Raw genomic sequence first — 15,493 nt, forward strand, 5'->3', positions numbered from 1 at the left:
TGAGGTGAAGTTATGAATCAAGGGGAATCAAGGAGCTATGATAAGGAATTCAAGCTGAATGCGGTAAAGCTGTATCACAGCACTGGTAAAACGCTCTGTCAATTGAGCGAGGAATTGGGAGTTCCCAAGAGTACATTGGCAGGGTGGGTCCATCAGCATAACAAGGATGGTGCAGAGGCTTTCCCGGGCAAAGGATACCTGAAAGCGTCTGATGCTGAGCTCAGTCAATTGCGGAAAGAATTGGCGATAGCACGCGAAGAGAGGGATATCCTAAAAAAAGCCTTGGGCATCTTCTCAGTGGCCCGCAAGTAAAATACCAGTTTATGCAAAAGCATGCTGGGGAATTCAGCGTAGAGAGGATGTCCAACGTGTTAGGTGTATCCCGCAGTGGCTATTATCAGTTTATCAAGGCTGAGCCATCCAAGCGCTATTGTGAGGATGAGCGTTTAATATCTGAAATTAAAGAGGTTTATACCATAAGCAACCAAATTTACGGTAGCCCACGTATCCATGCTGAGTTACGAGCTAGAGGTGAGCGCTGTTCACGCAAACGGGTTTGTCGGCTAATGAAAGCAGCCCATATTGCGGCTAAGATGAAAAAACGATTTAAGGTAACCACAATAGTCGATCCAAAGGCCGCAGTGGCGCCTAATTTACTCAAGCAGAAGTTCACAGCCACTCGCCCTGATCAATACTGGGCAGCAGATATTACCTATATTCCGACCCAAGAGGGATGGTTGTATGTTGCTATCGTACTGGACCTGTTCTCTCGTAGTATCGTGGGGATGGATATGCAAGCTCACATGACCACCGAGTTAGTAGCCGCAGCATTACGCCAGGCAATAACACGGAGGAAGCCTGCTGCAGGTCTCATCCACCACTCCGACCGAGGCAGCCAGTATACCAGCAAAGGATTCAAGGCTGTATCGGCGCATCACCAGATAACGCTTAGCATGAGTAGTACGGGCAATTGTTATGACAATGCAGTAGCAGAGAGTTTTTTCCATACCTTAAAAACAGAGCACACCCACTTTGAACGTTTTGAGAGCAGAGAACAAGCCAAATTGAGCATTTTTGAATACGTAGAAGTGTTTTATAACCGACAGAGACGGCACTCAACGCTAGGCTATCTGTCTCCTGTAAATTTTGAAAAAAATTGGTTATCCCAGGTCGCTTAAGGTTTCTCTTCTCTGTGTCTAAAAAAAGGTGGCAAGATCACTCACATGACCACCGAGTTAGTAGCCGCAGCATTACGCCAGGCAATAACACGGAGGAAGCCTGCTGCAGGTCTCATCCACCACTCCGACCGAGGCAGCCAGTATACCAGCAAAGGATTCAAGGCTGTATCGGCGCATCACCAGATAACGCTTAGCATGAGTAGTACGGGCAATTGTTATGACAATGCAGTAGCAGAGAGTTTTTTCCATACCTTAAAAACAGAGCACACCCACTTTGAACGTTTTGAGAGCAGAGAACAAGCCAAATTGAGCATTTTTGAATACGTAGAAGTGTTTTATAACCGACAGAGACGGCACTCAACGCTAGGCTATCTGTCTCCTGTAAATTTTGAAAAAAATTGGTTATCCCAGGTCGCTTAAGGTTTCTCTTCTCTGTGTCTAAAAAAAGGTGGCAAGATCAGAATCAGTGTTCGGATATGATCGGAACCAGCAAGGAGCGTATTGCTAAGTTGATGAAACAGCTAGGTATAAAAGCAGCAGCCACCCGTCAACATCAAGTGACGACGGACAGTAACCATCGGTTACCAATAGCTCCTAATTTGCTGAATCGACATTTTTCTCCACCAGGCGCTAATCAGGCTTGGGCCAGTGATATCAGCACTATTTCAACCCAAACGGGCTTTCTGTATTTGGCTACAGTGATTGACCTCTATAGCCGTATGATCGTTGGCTGGAGCCTAAGCGGTAGCCTTAAAACGCCATTAATAATCGATGCTCTGACCATGGCTAGGACTCGACGTCAGCCACCAACAGGATTGGTGATTCACTCTGACCGAGGGAGCCAGTATGCTAGTGCTCTGTATCAGAAAACACTTAAAAATTATGGTATGGTTTGCTCGATGAGCAGTACTGGCTGATGGACCCACCCTGCCAATGTACTCTTGGGAACTCCCAATTCCTCGCTCAATTGACAGAGCGTTTTACCAGTGCTGTGATACAGCTTTACCGCATTCAGCTTGAATTCCTTATCATAGCTCCTTGATTCCCCTTGATTCATAACTTCACCTCAAAAAGTAACAAAAAATTATACGCTTTGTTCCTCTTCGTTGTGTCCGTTAAAGGGTAGCAAGATCAAGCTCAGTCAATTGCGGAAAGAATTGGCGATAGCACGTGAAGAGAGGGATATCCTAAAAAAAGCCTTGGGCATCTTCTCAGTGGCCCGCAAGTAAAATACCAGTTTATGCAAAAGCATGCTGGGGAATTCAGCGTAGAGAGGATGTCCAACGTGTTAGGTGTATCCCGCAGTGGCTATTATCAGTTTATCAAGGCTGAGCCATCCAAGCGCTATTGTGAGGATGAGCGTTTAATATCTGAAATTAAAGAGGTTTATACCATAAGCAACCAAATTTACGGTAGCCCACGTATCCATGCTGAGTTACGAGCTAGAGGTGAGCGCTGTTCACGCAAACGGGTTTGTCGGCTAATGAAAGCAGCCCATATTGCGGCTAAGATGAAAAAACGATTTAAGGTAACCACAATAGTCGATCCAAAGGCCGCAGTGGCGCCTAATTTACTCAAGCAGAAGTTCACAGCCACTCGCCCTGATCAATACTGGGCAGCAGATATTACCTATATTCCGACCCAAGAGGGATGGTTGTATGTTGCTATCGTACTGGACCTGTTCTCTCGTAGTATCGTGGGGATGGATATGCAAGCTCACATGACCACCGAGTTAGTAGCCGCAGCATTACGCCAGGCAATAACACGGAGGAAGCCTGCTGCAGGTCTCATCCACCACTCCGACCGAGGCAGCCAGTATACCAGCAAAGGATTCAAGGCTGTATCGGCGCATCACCAGATAACGCTTAGCATGAGTAGTACGGGCAATTGTTATGACAATGCAGTAGCAGAGAGTTTTTTCCATACCTTAAAAACAGAGCACACCCACTTTGAACGTTTTGAGAGCAGAGAACAAGCCAAATTGAGCATTTTTGAATACGTAGAAGTGTTTTATAACCGACAGAGACGGCACTCAACGCTAGGCTATCTGTCTCCTGTAAATTTTGAAAAAAATTGGTTATCCCAGGTCGCTTAAGGTTTCTCTTCTCTGTGTCTAAAAAAAGGTGGCAAGATCAGAATCAGTGTTCGGATATGATCGGAACCAGCAAGGAGCGTATTGCTAAGTTGATGAAACAGCTAGGTATAAAAGCAGCAGCCACCCGTCAACATCAAGTGACGACGGACAGTAACCATCGGTTACCAATAGCTCCTAATTTGCTGAATCGACATTTTTCTCCACCAGGCGCTAATCAGGCTTGGGCCAGTGATATCAGCACTATTTCAACCCAAACGGGCTTTCTGTATTTGGCTACAGTGATTGACCTCTATAGCCGTATGATCGTTGGCTGGAGCCTAAGCGGTAGCCTTAAAACGCCATTAATAATCGATGCTCTGACCATGGCTAGGACTCGACGTCAGCCACCAACAGGATTGGTGATTCACTCTGACCGAGGGAGCCAGTATGCTAGTGCTCTGTATCAGAAAACACTTAAAAATTATGGTATGGTTTGCTCGATGAGCAGTACTGGATGCTGTTATGACAATGCCGTCATGGAAAGCTTCTATCACACACTTAAGGTAGAGCTTATCTATACCATGAAATTAATGACGGAACAGCAGGCATCTAACGCAATATTTGACTATATAGAATCGTTTTATAATCGTCAGCGTAGACATTCTACACTGAATTATCTTTCACCCATGGCTTATGAAGTAGCGCTGGATTAACAGAGTAAGTGCAACAGGCTATTGATTGAAAGGTGAGTTAACTGTCAGACTATTGCACAGTTCTCAAGCCATGGAATAGGTGCCTGCAATGAAGCCTCAAAACAAACACTACCGACAGTTAACTCAAGGGCAAAGATACCAGATACAGGCCCTGTACAGCAATGGTTTCGCCCAACGGCGTATCGCAGAATCTATAGAGGTACATCACAGTTCAATTTCCCGAGAACTGAGACGTAACTCGAGCCAGGGGATTTACGGTGCAAAAAGCGCTAACCTATTGAAAGATAGAAGAAAGATGATGGCCATCAAGTTTAAGAAATGTGATGAACGTCATGCTAAAATTTTTCGTAATGGTCTGTTAATGGGTTGGTCGCCGGAAAACATGAGCGCTCGCACGCAACTAGAAATCCCGAGTATTGCACTCAGTCCTACGACGATTTATCGTAGGATAAGGGAGGACAAGGCTGCTGGTGGCTGTTTATACAAGCTGCTGCCTAGGTTTGGTAAGCGGTGCTGGAAGGGCGGTAAACGCAAAGCGGGTCGCTCAATGATCCCTGCACGGGTTGATATCAGCCAACGCCCAGCAATGGTTGAGCAGCGTTCGCGTTTAGGAGATTGGGAGGGAGATACAGTGTTTGGACAAGAGGCCAGTTTAGTGACGCTAGTTGAGCGTAAGAGCCGACTGACACTGATAGGAAAAGTCCCCAATAAAACAGCGGAAACAGTATCTAATATAATGATTAATATGCTAAATCGTGTTGATACTGTGCATACTATTACCCTGGATAATGGGGGAGAATTTGCTCAGCACCAGAGGGTTGCAAAAGCCACTGGGTCCCAGATATTCTTCGCACGCCCTTATGCTAGTTATCAGCGGGGTACCAATGAAAATACTAATGGTTTAATCCGTCGATGCTGGCCTAAAAAAATGTGTATGGGGCCTCTGAGCAAACAGGAGATTAGAGATATGGAATTACGCCTTAATATGACTCCCAGAAAAGTGCTTTTGGGTCTAACTCCCTTGGAAGCTTATACCGGCTGCCGTGTTGCACTTATTGCGTGAATCCAGCCTAAGGCTTTTAAGCACTTTTTGAAATTCTCTAACCGATGGCGTTGCTAAACCGAGCGAACCCCACTGCCAGAGATAAAAATTCCCTTCTTACGTAGTTCATGGCGTTATTGAGCCAATCAGTTCTGGTTTGACGAGGGCTCGAAGCTTTTGCCAGTTCTTGGTTGAGGTATTGTTGAATAAATAGCAAAACCGAGTCATCCTATGCCTTGAAATAGTTGTAGGTTAATCGTCTGGATGGATGAAACGGTCATCCAGCAGTTGATCCTCACTCTATGGATAACTAGTAACTGTCAGATCAAATTTAAGCGAGTACACCATCACCACGCTACCTCTCGACTCTATAACCCTCTGCATAGTGTTTATTACCCTAAACGTTGGCGTCCGATGAGAGCATGTGATAACGTCATCCCGTCCACGAGCTCTAACTCGCCCCCCACCGGCACCCCGTGCGCAATTCGGCTCACAGTGATCTGATAGCGATGCGCGATCTCGGCAATATAGTAAGCCGTGGCCTCCCCCTCTACGGTGGGATTCGTCGCTAAGATCAACTCCTGTGGCGGATCACTACGCAAGCACTGCTCTAACTGATCAAGCCCAATCTCTTTTGGCCCAATCCCATCCAACGGCGACAATCGACCCATCAATACAAAGTAACGTCCAGTATATTGCCCAGTTTGTTCAATAGCCTGAATATCGGCAGCACTCTCCACAATACAGAGCTGTTGGCACTGTGCACGGAGTGGATCAGCACAGAGCAGACAAAGCGACTGCTCCGTAAAGTTACGACAACGTGAACAGTGACCAATGTCTACCATCGCGCTTGCCAACCGTTGTGCTAACAGCGTCCCCCCCTGGCGATTACGCTGTAGCAAATGGAAAGCCATGCGCTGTGCCGACTTGGGCCCAACCCCTGGCAGACAGCGCAGACCCTGGATAAGTTGCTCTAATAGCGGACTCATCATCATCAGTTAGCGGCTCCTACTCTCTAGTATTGAATAGCTGAACGTTGTGAAATCAATCTGTTACAGCGGCTGAATCGTCGCTTCGTCTATCTCGGCGCCAAAATCGCGTTGTAATCGCTGCAGATGCTCATCGGCTAGCAACGCTTGCCGGGCAGCGCTCAGCTGCTCTTGGTCGATCGCTTGGCGCCACTCCAGTGGCGTTCGTTGGCTGACATCCTCACTGTCGAGAATAGTCACCGTCACCGGTTGACCTCTCAGCTCACTGAGCGCGCTGGCTAATAGATCGGGCGCTTCAGGTCGGTTTAAATGACGCTGAGCAGTGCGCAAATGGAGGCGGATCTCCTGAGGCGAGATCGCTTCACAGACGCTATTGAGCGCCAACTGCTCAATCCGTTTAGGTAAGGTTAAACGGGCCACTTCGGCACTCCACTCATCTCGCTCGGCGGCAGCTTTCCAAGAGGAGGGGCGGGCTGCTCGGTTATCTGGTGGAACCTTGGGCACTGCTGGGGCTAGCCTGGGCGAAGCAGCCGCGCGCTCTGCCGGTCCTGTTTTTGAGAGAGGGGGCTGCGGGAGCGCCCCTGGGGATGAGATCATCGTCGTCGACTGCTGTCGCTGCTGACGATGCTGCCGCTGTTGCCCACGTAGCTGCTGATGAATCGCGAGTAACTGTGTTGTCTCAGAGGGCTCCGACTCAGCATGAGTGACTAAAGAGGACTCCTCAGAAGCCTGCCTCTCCTGCATCACTGACACGTTCTTGACAGGCGCTAATGACCGTGGCCGCTCGGTAGGCGCTACTCGTTTTGGCCGATCACTCGTGCTAATCCTAGAGGCCAGCGGTGAATCAACCACCGGATCAGCAACGCTCGCCTCGGCAGAGCCGGAAGGTCCCGCTGGATCACCCCTCTCAATCTGTTTAGGATGAAACGCTAAAGCCCGTAATAGCGTCATCTCCACGCCCATCCGAGGATCCGGTGCCAAGGGTAACTCTTGACGCCCCATTAGCAGGGTTTGATAGTAGAGTTGTAGATCAGGTGGCGCTATCCGTTGTGCCAATTCACGAATCCGCACAGCGCCGGTCCCCGGCTCTCCCAGCGGCTGCGGCAACCACTGCTGCAGCGCAATTTGATGCAAAACAGCCGCCATTTCTACCAGCAGCTGCTCACAATCCCGTCCCTGGGCGATGAGCTGATCAACTAGTTTCAATAAACTGGCAGCCTCTGCTTGATGCAACGCCTCGACTAGAGCAACGGCCTGCTGGGTATCCAGGGTTCCTAACAGCTGGCTCACTAGGGAGACACTCAGGCGCCCTTCTCCAATAGCCAGCGCTTGATCGGTGAGCGTCAACGCATCCCGTAAACTCCCTTGAGCCGCCCGTGCTAATAAGCGCAAAGCCTGTGGCTCAGCCTCCAGGGCCTCGGCTTGCACGATTTTTTGCAGCTGCGCCTCAATTTTTTCCACGCTTAATAGCTGTAGATGCAGTTGCAAACAGCGAGATAACAGGGTAGCCGGCAATTTTTGTGGATCGGTGGTGGCCAGCAAAAATTTAACGTGAGGGGGGGGTTCTTCCAGTGTTTTGAGGAGTGCATTAAAGCTATGACGCGATAACATGTGCACTTCGTCAATCAGATAAATCTTAAAACGTCCTGAGGCCGGGGCATAGTGAATATTATCGAGCAGCTCCCGGGTATCTTCTACTTTGGTGCGTGAAGCCGCATCGATTTCCAGTAGATCGACGAAGCGCCCCTGCTCAATCTCTTGGCAAGGACCGCACTGCCTGCAAGGTGTGGCAGTAATGCCAGTCGCACAGTTTAGCCCTTTAGCAAACAGACGAGCTAAGGTGGTTTTACCAACCCCTCGGCTACCAGAAAATAGGTAAGCATGATGCAGTCGATCACGAGTACAACTATTGGACAGTACCGCTAAGACATGCCGCTGACCGACGACGTCAGCGTAACACTGTGGACGCCATTTACGGGCTAGAACTTGATAACTCATGAGCAACGACTGGGCAAATCAACCAAGCTCATAAGCGCTCCAGGCAGGGCGCTTGGTGAGCCAAATCGGCCTGATTTTGCTGACAATCAGTTTTAGTACAGTGGCCATACAGATAGAGACTATGATTGGTTAAGCAGATCTCATGCTGCTGAGCAATATCAAACTGCCGCTTTTTGATCAAGTCATCTTGAAACTCCATCACCTTACCACAGCTTAAACAGATAAGATGATCATGATGCTGCTGTTGTGACAGTTCAAAGACAGACTTACCACTCTCGAAATTGTGACGGGTAACAATTCCCGCCGCGTCAAATTGACTCAGTACCCGGTAGACCGTCGCTAAAGCGATCTCCTCTCCCATACTGAGCAATTTTTTATAGAGATCTTCAGCACTCACATGGTGATAGTCCGGCAGTCGTAAAATATCTAGAATTTTAAGACGGGGAGAGGTGATTTTTAACCCCGCTTTTTTTAAAGCTTGGTCATTGGTGGTCATATCATCACATTCCAGTTGACTTTGACAGACACGAACTCTCCTGGCAAATCTGGGCTACCCAGCCCTCCACGCGTTCGGCTGTTAGCTCCGGTTGGCGATCTTCATCCAGAGCTAAACCAACAAAATGGGTCTCATCGGCTAACGCTTTAGAGGCTTCAAAAGTATAACCTACGGTTGACCAACGACCAATCAAGCTGCCACCTTGGGAGGTTACAATCTTCGCGAGTGTTCCCATGGCGTCGCAAAAGTACTCTGCATAATCTTCTTGATCACCACAGCCAAACAGGGCTACCTGTTGATGATGCAGATCAATCGTTTTTAAAGTAGGGAAAAAGTCATCCCAATCACATTGAGCTTCCCCATAGTACCAGGTAGGGATCCCTAAAATCAGCAGTTCAAAGCCCACTAGATCAGCAGCACTGCTGCTGGCAATATCCTTCACCGTACAACTGATGTGGTGTGCTTTCAGCTGTTGTTCGATCATGGTAGCAATCTGTTCGGTGTTGCCAGTATCGCTACCAAAAAAAATACCGATAGGGATCATATGACTGCTCCTTAACTAAATCGTCTGGGGGATTATAGCAGCAGCCCTATCATGCCACACTGTTGGCCAGAAGGTAACCACCCTGCACCCTCTGCCGGGGTACTACCGTTATCCTGGCAGCGACCAGGCGAGTAGTCGTTTAGCCAGTAGTTGATGAGCGCACCGCTCCCCTACCCCCAACAAGCGGCGCTCTAAACCTACTGTTAGCCGTACTCGCTCATTCAGGTGGTTTTCCGGGAGCGGCAAGACACGCCCTTGCTGCAATTGAGTGGCCTCTTCTGCTGTGATATTGAGCTCTGGCAACTGTGCTAACAAACTGGCCACTGGCAATAACCTGGCATCCAGTGCTGTGAACTCTGGCTCACCCGTCGCTGGGCAGGCCGTGGCCAGTGACGCTAATTGCTCTAAGGTGACCAGGGCACTGCTCGGATAATCAGCCACCCTGAGACGTCGTAATGCGATCACATGGGCACCGCAACTCAATAGTTCTCCCAGATCGTCAATCACCGTTCGAATATAAGTCCCTTTTGAACAGTGGATGGTTAAGCAAAGTTGTGTCCCACTAAAATCATTTAAAATCACTTGATGGAGCACCACCGTACGGACTTTGGGTGGAACCTCTATACCACGGCGTGCATAGTAATACAGCGGTTTTCCTTGATATTTCAAGGCAGAATAGTTGGAGGGGCTTTGGGTGATGGTGCCACGAAAGTGACTCAAGGCCTGCTCGACATCACTGATAGTCACGCTGACTGGTCGCTCACTGATGATGCTCCCTTCGGAGTCTGCAGTATCCGTACGGACGCCTAATTGCGCGGTGACCTGATAGGCTTTGTCAGCCTCTAATAAACATTGTGCAAACTTAGTAGCTTCACCCAAACAGATCGGTAGCATGCCACTGGCTAGGGGATCTAAGGCCCCAGTATGGCCTGCTTTGCACGCATTAAATCGCTGCTTAACGCGCTGGAGGGCCGCATTAGCCGTTAAACCAATGGGTTTATCTAATAACAGTAACCCATTGACCGGCCGACACCTCATGCGGCTACTCTTCATCCGCACTGGGCTCTAAAACAGCGTCAAGCGTTGATTCCAGTGCTGGTTTAATGACTTGTGCCAGCAGTTGGGTAATATGCAGACCGTTGGCTAATGAAGGATCATGGAAAAAATGTAATGCCGGCACCAGCCGCAACCGCAGGGTCTTCCCGAGGCGTGATCGAATAAACCCGCCCGCTTGCTGTAAAGCCGCCAATCCCTGCTGAATACGAGCTGTATCACCAGGTTGTTCAAAAAAAGTCACAAAGACCTTGGCATGCGCCAAATCGCGCGATACCTCAACGCCCATCAGCGATACTGTACCAATCCGTGGATTTCTGACGTCACGCTGTAAAATGACGGCCAGCTCTTTTTGCAATGCCTGTGCCACCCGCTGGGGACGGCTAACTGCTATGACCATGCCTATCCCCTCGTTTCCAAGCTAGGTTACCAGAACCTAGTGTCCTGGCAATGATTGTAGCCAATAGTCAATCCCTCGGTGAGCCGTATTATCAGCTCATTGAACGCTGAACTTCAACCACCTCATAGACTTCAATCATATCGCCGCTGCGGACGTCGTTATAATTTTTAACGCCGATACCACACTCCATCCCACTGCGCACCTCACTCACGTCCTCTTTAAAGCGGCGTAAGGATTCTAACTCTCCTTGATAGATCACGACATGATCCCGCAAGACCCGAATTGGATTGTTCCGACGCACGAGGCCTTCTACCACCATACAGCCTGCAATGGCCCCGAATTTCGGTGAATTAAATAGATCACGCACCTCAGCCAATCCGGTAATCTGCTGTTTATATTCTGGGACCAGCAAACCACTCATCGCTTGCTTAACTTCATCGATAATGTCGTAGATGACCGAGTAGTAACGGAGATCAAGTCCATCGCTCTCGATGATCCGTCGAGCCGTGCTGTCAGCACGGACATTAAAGCCAATTAAAATCGCTTTGGAAGCGGCGGCCAGCGTGGCATCAGTCTCCGTCAGTGCACCAACACCAGAACCAATAATGCGAACTTTGACCTCTTCAGTAGAGAGCTTGAGTAACGCATCACAAATCGCTTCTACTGAACCTTGAACATCCGCTTTAAGCACAACATTCACTTCAGAGACGATAGGATCCCCGGCTTGGGTAAATAAATTTTCTAATTTAACCCGCTGCTGGCCAGCTAATTTGAGTTCCCGATGCTTGCTTTGGCGGTGCAAGGCTAATTCGCGCGCTTTTTTCTCGTCGCGCACCACCATCATGGGATCTCCTGCCGCTGAAATGCCGGAGAGCCCCAATACCTCCACTGGGATTGAAGGACCCGCCGTGGTGATTGTTTGGCCCAATTCATTACGCATCGCCCGAACACGGCCATACTCAAAGCCACAAAGAATGATATCCCCTTTATTCAGCATCCCCTGCTGCACCAAAATGCTAGCGACTGGGCCACGTCCGCGATCTAAGAATGATTCAAGCACAATACCACTCGCCATGCCATGAGGGACTGCTGTTAATTCTAATATCTCTGCTTGTAACAACAGCGCTGTTAACAGCGCTTCTACGCCAGCACCAGTTTTAGCGGAAACCTGAACAAATTGAGTATCCCCCCCCCAGGCTTCTGATAAGACGCCGTACTGGACTAATGCTTGTTGGATCTGTTCTGGATCAGCCCCTGGCTTATCTATTTTATTAATAGCGACGACCATAGGAACTTTAGCAGCCCGCGCATGCTGGATGGCTTCCACCGTCTGTGGCATCACGCCGTCATCAGCAGCCACGACCAGTACCACGATATCAGTTACTTGAGTGCCCCGGGCCCGCATCGCCGTGAAAGCAGCATGCCCTGGCGTATCCAAGAAGGTGATCATGCCATTCTCAGTCTCAACATGATAGGCACCGATATGCTGCGTGATGCCCCCCGCTTCGCCAGCCGCGACTTTGGTTGAACGAATGTAATCTAGTAAAGAGGTCTTCCCGTGATCGACATGGCCCATAATGGTGACCACCGGCGCCCTTGGCGCTAGGGCTGCACTATCCTCTACGTCCCGATCACCCATGATAGCGGCTTCTAGCTGATTTTCTTGACGCAAGATCACTCGGTGCCCAAGCTCTTCAACCACCAGCTGAGCGGTCTCCTGATCGATCACCTGGTTAATCGTGGCCATCAACCCTAACTTGATAAGAGTTTTAATCACTTCCGCGGTTTTAACCGCCATTTTTGCCGCTAATTCAGCAACGGTAATGTTTTGATTGAGAATCACCTCACGCACTAAAGGTTGCACCGGTTTGTTAAAACCCTGTTGTAAAGTGCTCGGCTTCGCTTTACCTTTACGGACGTTAGCACGCTCCTCTTCACGGGCCGCTTTCCCTTCAGAGAGTCGATGGCTTTTCTTCTGTTTAGTGGGTTTGCTGCTACGTAGCTGGCTACGCCGCCCCGTCTCATCCCGAAGATCAGCATCATCTTCCGCTTCACGGGCATAACGGGAGGTCGTGACATGGTACTCTTCCTGAACTATTTCTGGCTGTTCACCTTGCTCCCAGCGCTGCTCATTTTCTTCAGCTAACCGACAGGCTGCTTCTGCCAGCTGTTTGGCGTTTTCTTCCGCTTTACGGCACGCCTCCTCTTCGGCTTTCCGTTGTAATTCGCTGGATTGTGCCGCCAATCGATCCTTTTCAGTGCTAGCCTCCGTTTTTTTGGACACCAATGCTGGCTTACGCGGCATCTCGATAGCCTGCTTAACCGAGGCAGCCGCCAGTGGCATGAGTGGCCGTTCAGGCGTAGAACGAGCCGCCGGGGAAGCAGATGCGGTGGTCAGTTTCGGTTCGATCCTGGGCTCCTGGTAAGGAGAGGCCTTGAGTGGCATGGCTTTCAATTCACCAGGTTGCACTGATTCAGGCCTCTCAAGCAATTCGACAGCTGGGCGCTTCACATAGGTGCGTTTTTTACGTACCTCAACTTGAATGGATTTACTCTTACCACTGCTGCTAGAGACATTCAGAGTACTGTGGGTTTTTCGCTGTAAGGTCAAACGACTCGGTAAAGTGGCAAACTCGCCTGGGATACCTTGCCAATAGGCTAGTAATCTCTGCTTTTCTTGCTGAGTGATGGTAGACAGGCTGTTTTTTTGAATACCAGCCTCTGCCAGCTGCTGCAGCAAGCGCTCAACCGGGATCTGGTTCTCCTCAGCGAGCTGTTGTACGGTTACTTCTGTCATGTTGCTCCTTCCTGCAACCTTTATTAAGCTTGATCGCTAAACCAACAAATATTACGTGCGGCCATAATCAATTCACCCGCTTGCTGCCGACTTAAGCCTTCGATATCACACAGGTCATCGATGCTCTGTTCTGCTAGGCTCTCTAAATTCTCCAGCCCTTTTTGCTTTAACTGGTTTGCCAGTGCTGGGTGCATACCGGGTAATTGTAGCAGCGCCTTCTCTAGCGGCTGGCTGCCGCGATTAGCCTCTTGTGCTACTGGTGTGGCGGCTAATGCCTCCTTGACCCGGCTGCGCAGCTGCGTAATTTTCTGCTCGGTCATACCCGCTATAGCCAGTAGCTCTTTTAGCGGGACATACGCCAACTCTTCTAAGGTCGCAAAGCCCTCTTTGACTAATAGCCCAGCAAAATCGCGGTCAATAGCCAGTTGCTGAACAAAGTTATTGATTACAGCCGCATCTTCTGCATCTCGTTTGGCTTCCAAAGCCTCTATGACCATGACATTCAATTCCCAACCCGTCAGCTGAGAAGCCAGTCGGACATTTTGACCGTTACGGCCAATCGCCTGCGCTAAATTGTCGGACGCCACTGCGATATCCATGGCATGACGGTCTTCATCAACCACGATAGAGATCACATCAGCCGGAGACATGGCATTATTAACAAATTGTACCGGGTTATCGTCCCAGACAACAATGTCGATTCGCTCACCTCCGAGCTCACTAGAAACCGCCTGCACCCGTGCACCGCGCATGCCAATACAGGCGCCGATGGGGTCAATCCGCTTATCATTGGTTTTGACTGCAATTTTAGCTCTTGATCCAGGATCACGGGCCGCTGCCTTAATCTCAATTAACTCTTCGCCTATCTCCGGAACTTCAATGCGAAACAGCTCCATCAACAGTTCAGGACGGGCACGAGAGACCAACAGTTGAGGCCCCCGCGCTTCCGGCCGCACAGCATACAGAATACCCCGGATACGATCGCCGACACGGAAATTGTCCCGCGGCAGTAGCTCTTCACGATGAATGATGGCTTCAGCGTGATTCCCCAGATCAAAGACTACACTATCACGGCTCACTTTTTTTACAAGGCCGTTCACGACCTCACCGATAGATTGGTAGAACTGCTCTACCACCATCATCCGCTCAGCTTCACGGACCTTTTGGACAATGACCTGTTTAGCAGTTTGCGTGGTAATACGATCGAAAACAATGGATTCAATAGGTTCTTCAAGCCAATCGCCTTCAGTGATGGCTGGATCATCTAGCTGGGCTGCCGCTAGCGTAAACTCTAGCGTTGGTTGGGTGACAGCTTGTACGACCAGCCAGCGCCGATAGGTCTGGAATTGACCACTCTTACGATCGATACTAACGCAGATCTCAACCTCTTGCTGATATTTTTTCTTAGTGGCAATAACTAATGCCATTTCCAGCGCTTCAAAGATCTTTTCTCTCGGCACCGCTTTTTCATTGGAAACCGCTTCTATGACCGCTAGGATCTCTTTATTCATCCGCTTCCCTCCTATTATCCCATCAAACCGGTGGAATAAGATGTGCTTCTTGGATGTTACTCAGCTCAAACGCTTGAGTGTTCTCCCCAACGCTGATCCGGATGATCCTCCCCTCGACTGCCTGGAGTACCCCGCACCATTTACGCCGATCATCAACCGCCGACTGCAGCAGTAAAGCGACAGACGATCCCAAAAAACGCTGATAGTGCTCGGGAGTAAAGAGTGGGCGTGCTAACCCAGGTGAAGAGACCTCAAGCTGATAAGGAGAACGTAACGGATCTTCAACATCGAGTAAGCTACTCACCTGCCGGCTGACCGTTGCGCAATCTTCTACTGAAATACCCTGGGGGCTATCAATATACAGTCGTAGTGTTGCTGGGCGCTGGGTAGCTAACCAGCGGAGCCCAATAAATTCGTAGCCTAAATCGATAATGGGTTGCTTAAGCAACTGCATTAACTGCTGTTGTAAACTAGACAAGTAAACTCCTGTGCAATAAAAAAGGGCCTAAAGCCCTCTGAATACACTCACAACTGCTGTATCACCACAACGACCAGCTAATAAAAAACCCCATGGTGCGGGGCCTTAAGTAAGACTAATCATGGTTGCGGGGGCTGGATTTGAACCAACGACCTTCGGGTTATGAGCCCGACGAGCTACCAGACTGCTCCACCCCGCGTCCGAATGCTAAGCATTGTAC

At 49.5% G+C, this 15,493-nt stretch carries 14 protein-coding genes, 1 tRNA gene and 4 pseudogenes; 7 read left to right on the forward strand and 12 right to left on the reverse strand.

Annotated elements, in window-relative coordinates:
• The first annotated feature begins 12 nt into the window (after positions 1 to 12).
• The 3 genes and pseudogenes from NL324_RS04325 (at position 13) to NL324_RS04335 (ending at position 2,095) form a co-directional block, all read left to right on the forward strand.
• Positions 13 to 1,178: pseudogene (locus NL324_RS04325) on the forward strand (IS3 family transposase).
• 45 nt (positions 1,179 to 1,223) lie between these two features.
• Positions 1,224 to 1,598, forward strand: a pseudogene (locus tag NL324_RS04330) (IS3 family transposase); the annotation flags it as partial.
• Positions 1,599 to 1,654: 56 nt separating this feature from the next.
• Positions 1,655 to 2,095 carry an IS3 family transposase gene (locus NL324_RS04335; RefSeq protein ID WP_253306478.1) on the forward strand — a complete coding sequence of 147 codons (441 nt, stop codon included), beginning with the start codon at positions 1,655 to 1,657 and terminating at the stop codon, positions 2,093 to 2,095.
• Here NL324_RS04335 and NL324_RS04340 read toward each other — a convergent pair.
• Positions 2,059 to 2,235, reverse strand: coding sequence for a transposase (locus NL324_RS04340; protein WP_253306479.1), 177 nt, complete (start codon positions 2,233 to 2,235; stop codon positions 2,059 to 2,061). The genes NL324_RS04335 and NL324_RS04340 overlap by 37 nt on opposite strands.
• Before the next feature lie 49 nt (positions 2,236 to 2,284).
• Here NL324_RS04340 and NL324_RS08270 point away from each other — a divergent pair, with 49 nt between their 5' ends.
• The 4 genes from NL324_RS08270 (at position 2,285) to NL324_RS04355 (ending at position 5,028) form a co-directional block, all read left to right on the forward strand.
• Positions 2,285 to 2,407 carry a hypothetical protein gene (locus NL324_RS08270; protein ID WP_301282755.1) on the forward strand — a complete coding sequence of 41 codons (123 nt, stop codon included), beginning with the start codon at positions 2,285 to 2,287 and terminating at the stop codon, positions 2,405 to 2,407.
• 11 nt (positions 2,408 to 2,418) lie between these two features.
• Complete coding sequence (locus NL324_RS04345) at positions 2,419 to 3,273, forward strand: IS3 family transposase (protein ID WP_253306013.1); 855 nt, start codon at positions 2,419 to 2,421, stop codon at positions 3,271 to 3,273.
• Positions 3,274 to 3,329: 56 nt separating this feature from the next.
• Positions 3,330 to 3,965 carry an IS3 family transposase gene (locus NL324_RS04350; RefSeq protein ID WP_253306480.1) on the forward strand — a complete coding sequence of 212 codons (636 nt, stop codon included), beginning with the start codon at positions 3,330 to 3,332 and terminating at the stop codon, positions 3,963 to 3,965.
• Positions 3,966 to 4,053: 88 nt separating this feature from the next.
• The gene (locus NL324_RS04355; protein ID WP_253306481.1) at positions 4,054 to 5,028 is read left to right on the forward strand and encodes an IS30 family transposase; all 975 of its coding nucleotides are present in this window, start codon (positions 4,054 to 4,056) and stop codon (positions 5,026 to 5,028) included.
• 371 nt (positions 5,029 to 5,399) lie between these two features.
• Here the strand turns inward: NL324_RS04355 and recR are convergent, their stop codons facing one another.
• From recR to NL324_RS04405, 11 genes and pseudogenes are all read right to left on the reverse strand, one after another.
• Positions 5,400 to 6,002, reverse strand: a complete 603-nt coding sequence (recR, locus tag NL324_RS04360; RefSeq protein WP_253306482.1) for a recombination mediator RecR — start codon at positions 6,000 to 6,002, stop codon at positions 5,400 to 5,402.
• Positions 6,003 to 6,059: 57 nt separating this feature from the next.
• Positions 6,060 to 7,994 (reverse strand): DNA polymerase III subunit gamma/tau, encoded by a 1,935-nt coding sequence (gene dnaX / locus NL324_RS04365; protein WP_253306483.1) that lies wholly within the window; start codon positions 7,992 to 7,994, stop codon positions 6,060 to 6,062.
• Positions 7,995 to 8,022: 28 nt separating this feature from the next.
• The gene (gene fur / locus NL324_RS04370) at positions 8,023 to 8,490 is read right to left on the reverse strand and encodes a ferric iron uptake transcriptional regulator (RefSeq protein WP_253306484.1); all 468 of its coding nucleotides are present in this window, start codon (positions 8,488 to 8,490) and stop codon (positions 8,023 to 8,025) included.
• A 4-nt stretch (positions 8,491 to 8,494) separates the two neighbouring features.
• Positions 8,495 to 9,034, reverse strand: coding sequence for a flavodoxin FldA (gene fldA / locus NL324_RS04375; protein ID WP_253306485.1), 540 nt, complete (start codon positions 9,032 to 9,034; stop codon positions 8,495 to 8,497).
• 108 nt (positions 9,035 to 9,142) lie between these two features.
• Positions 9,143 to 10,072: a tRNA pseudouridine(55) synthase TruB gene (gene truB / locus NL324_RS04380; RefSeq protein WP_253306486.1), complete on the reverse strand. Its 930-nt coding sequence runs from the start codon at positions 10,070 to 10,072 to the stop codon at positions 9,143 to 9,145.
• A gap of 4 nt (positions 10,073 to 10,076) precedes the next feature.
• Positions 10,077 to 10,487, reverse strand: coding sequence for a 30S ribosome-binding factor RbfA (rbfA, locus tag NL324_RS04385; protein WP_253306487.1), 411 nt, complete (start codon positions 10,485 to 10,487; stop codon positions 10,077 to 10,079).
• Between the two features lie 91 nt (positions 10,488 to 10,578).
• Positions 10,579 to 12,753 (reverse strand): annotated as a pseudogene (infB, locus tag NL324_RS04390) (translation initiation factor IF-2); the annotation flags it as partial.
• Positions 12,754 to 12,986: 233 nt separating this feature from the next.
• Positions 12,987 to 13,284 (reverse strand): annotated as a pseudogene (locus NL324_RS08405) (translation initiation factor IF-2 associated domain-containing protein); the annotation flags it as partial.
• 23 nt (positions 13,285 to 13,307) lie between these two features.
• A complete protein-coding gene (gene nusA / locus NL324_RS04395) occupies positions 13,308 to 14,795 on the reverse strand; it encodes a transcription termination factor NusA (protein ID WP_253306489.1) in 1,488 nt (495 codons plus the stop codon).
• A 22-nt stretch (positions 14,796 to 14,817) separates the two neighbouring features.
• On the reverse strand, positions 14,818 to 15,273 hold the full coding sequence (gene rimP, locus NL324_RS04400; protein WP_253306490.1) for a ribosome maturation factor RimP: 456 nt from the start codon (positions 15,271 to 15,273) through the stop codon (positions 14,818 to 14,820).
• A 122-nt stretch (positions 15,274 to 15,395) separates the two neighbouring features.
• Positions 15,396 to 15,472, reverse strand: a tRNA-Met gene (locus NL324_RS04405).
• Positions 15,473 to 15,493 lie beyond the last annotated feature (21 nt).

The sequence above is a fragment of the unidentified bacterial endosymbiont genome (genome assembly GCF_918320885.1).
In the GTDB taxonomy this organism is placed as follows: Bacteria; Pseudomonadota; Gammaproteobacteria; order Enterobacterales.

Bases quoted from the DNA above. Each gene is read 5' to 3' on its own strand.
- dnaX (WP_253306483.1), bottom strand. From the start codon at position 7,994: ATGAGTTATCAAGTTCTAGCCCGTAAATGGCGTCCACAGTGTTACGCT.
- NL324_RS04335 (WP_253306478.1), top strand. From the start codon at position 1,655: ATGATCGGAACCAGCAAGGAGCGTATTGCTAAGTTGATGAAACAGCTA.
- NL324_RS04355 (WP_253306481.1), top strand. From the start codon at position 4,054: ATGAAGCCTCAAAACAAACACTACCGACAGTTAACTCAAGGGCAAAGA.
- fur (WP_253306484.1), bottom strand. From the start codon at position 8,490: ATGACCACCAATGACCAAGCTTTAAAAAAAGCGGGGTTAAAAATCACC.
- fldA (WP_253306485.1), bottom strand. From the start codon at position 9,034: ATGATCCCTATCGGTATTTTTTTTGGTAGCGATACTGGCAACACCGAA.
- NL324_RS04345 (WP_253306013.1), top strand. From the start codon at position 2,419: ATGCAAAAGCATGCTGGGGAATTCAGCGTAGAGAGGATGTCCAACGTG.
- NL324_RS04350 (WP_253306480.1), top strand. From the start codon at position 3,330: ATGATCGGAACCAGCAAGGAGCGTATTGCTAAGTTGATGAAACAGCTA.
- rbfA (WP_253306487.1), bottom strand. From the start codon at position 10,487: ATGGTCATAGCAGTTAGCCGTCCCCAGCGGGTGGCACAGGCATTGCAA.
- recR (WP_253306482.1), bottom strand. From the start codon at position 6,002: ATGATGATGAGTCCGCTATTAGAGCAACTTATCCAGGGTCTGCGCTGT.
- NL324_RS04340 (WP_253306479.1), bottom strand. From the start codon at position 2,235: ATGAATCAAGGGGAATCAAGGAGCTATGATAAGGAATTCAAGCTGAAT.
- nusA (WP_253306489.1), bottom strand. From the start codon at position 14,795: ATGAATAAAGAGATCCTAGCGGTCATAGAAGCGGTTTCCAATGAAAAA.
- truB (WP_253306486.1), bottom strand. From the start codon at position 10,072: ATGAGGTGTCGGCCGGTCAATGGGTTACTGTTATTAGATAAACCCATT.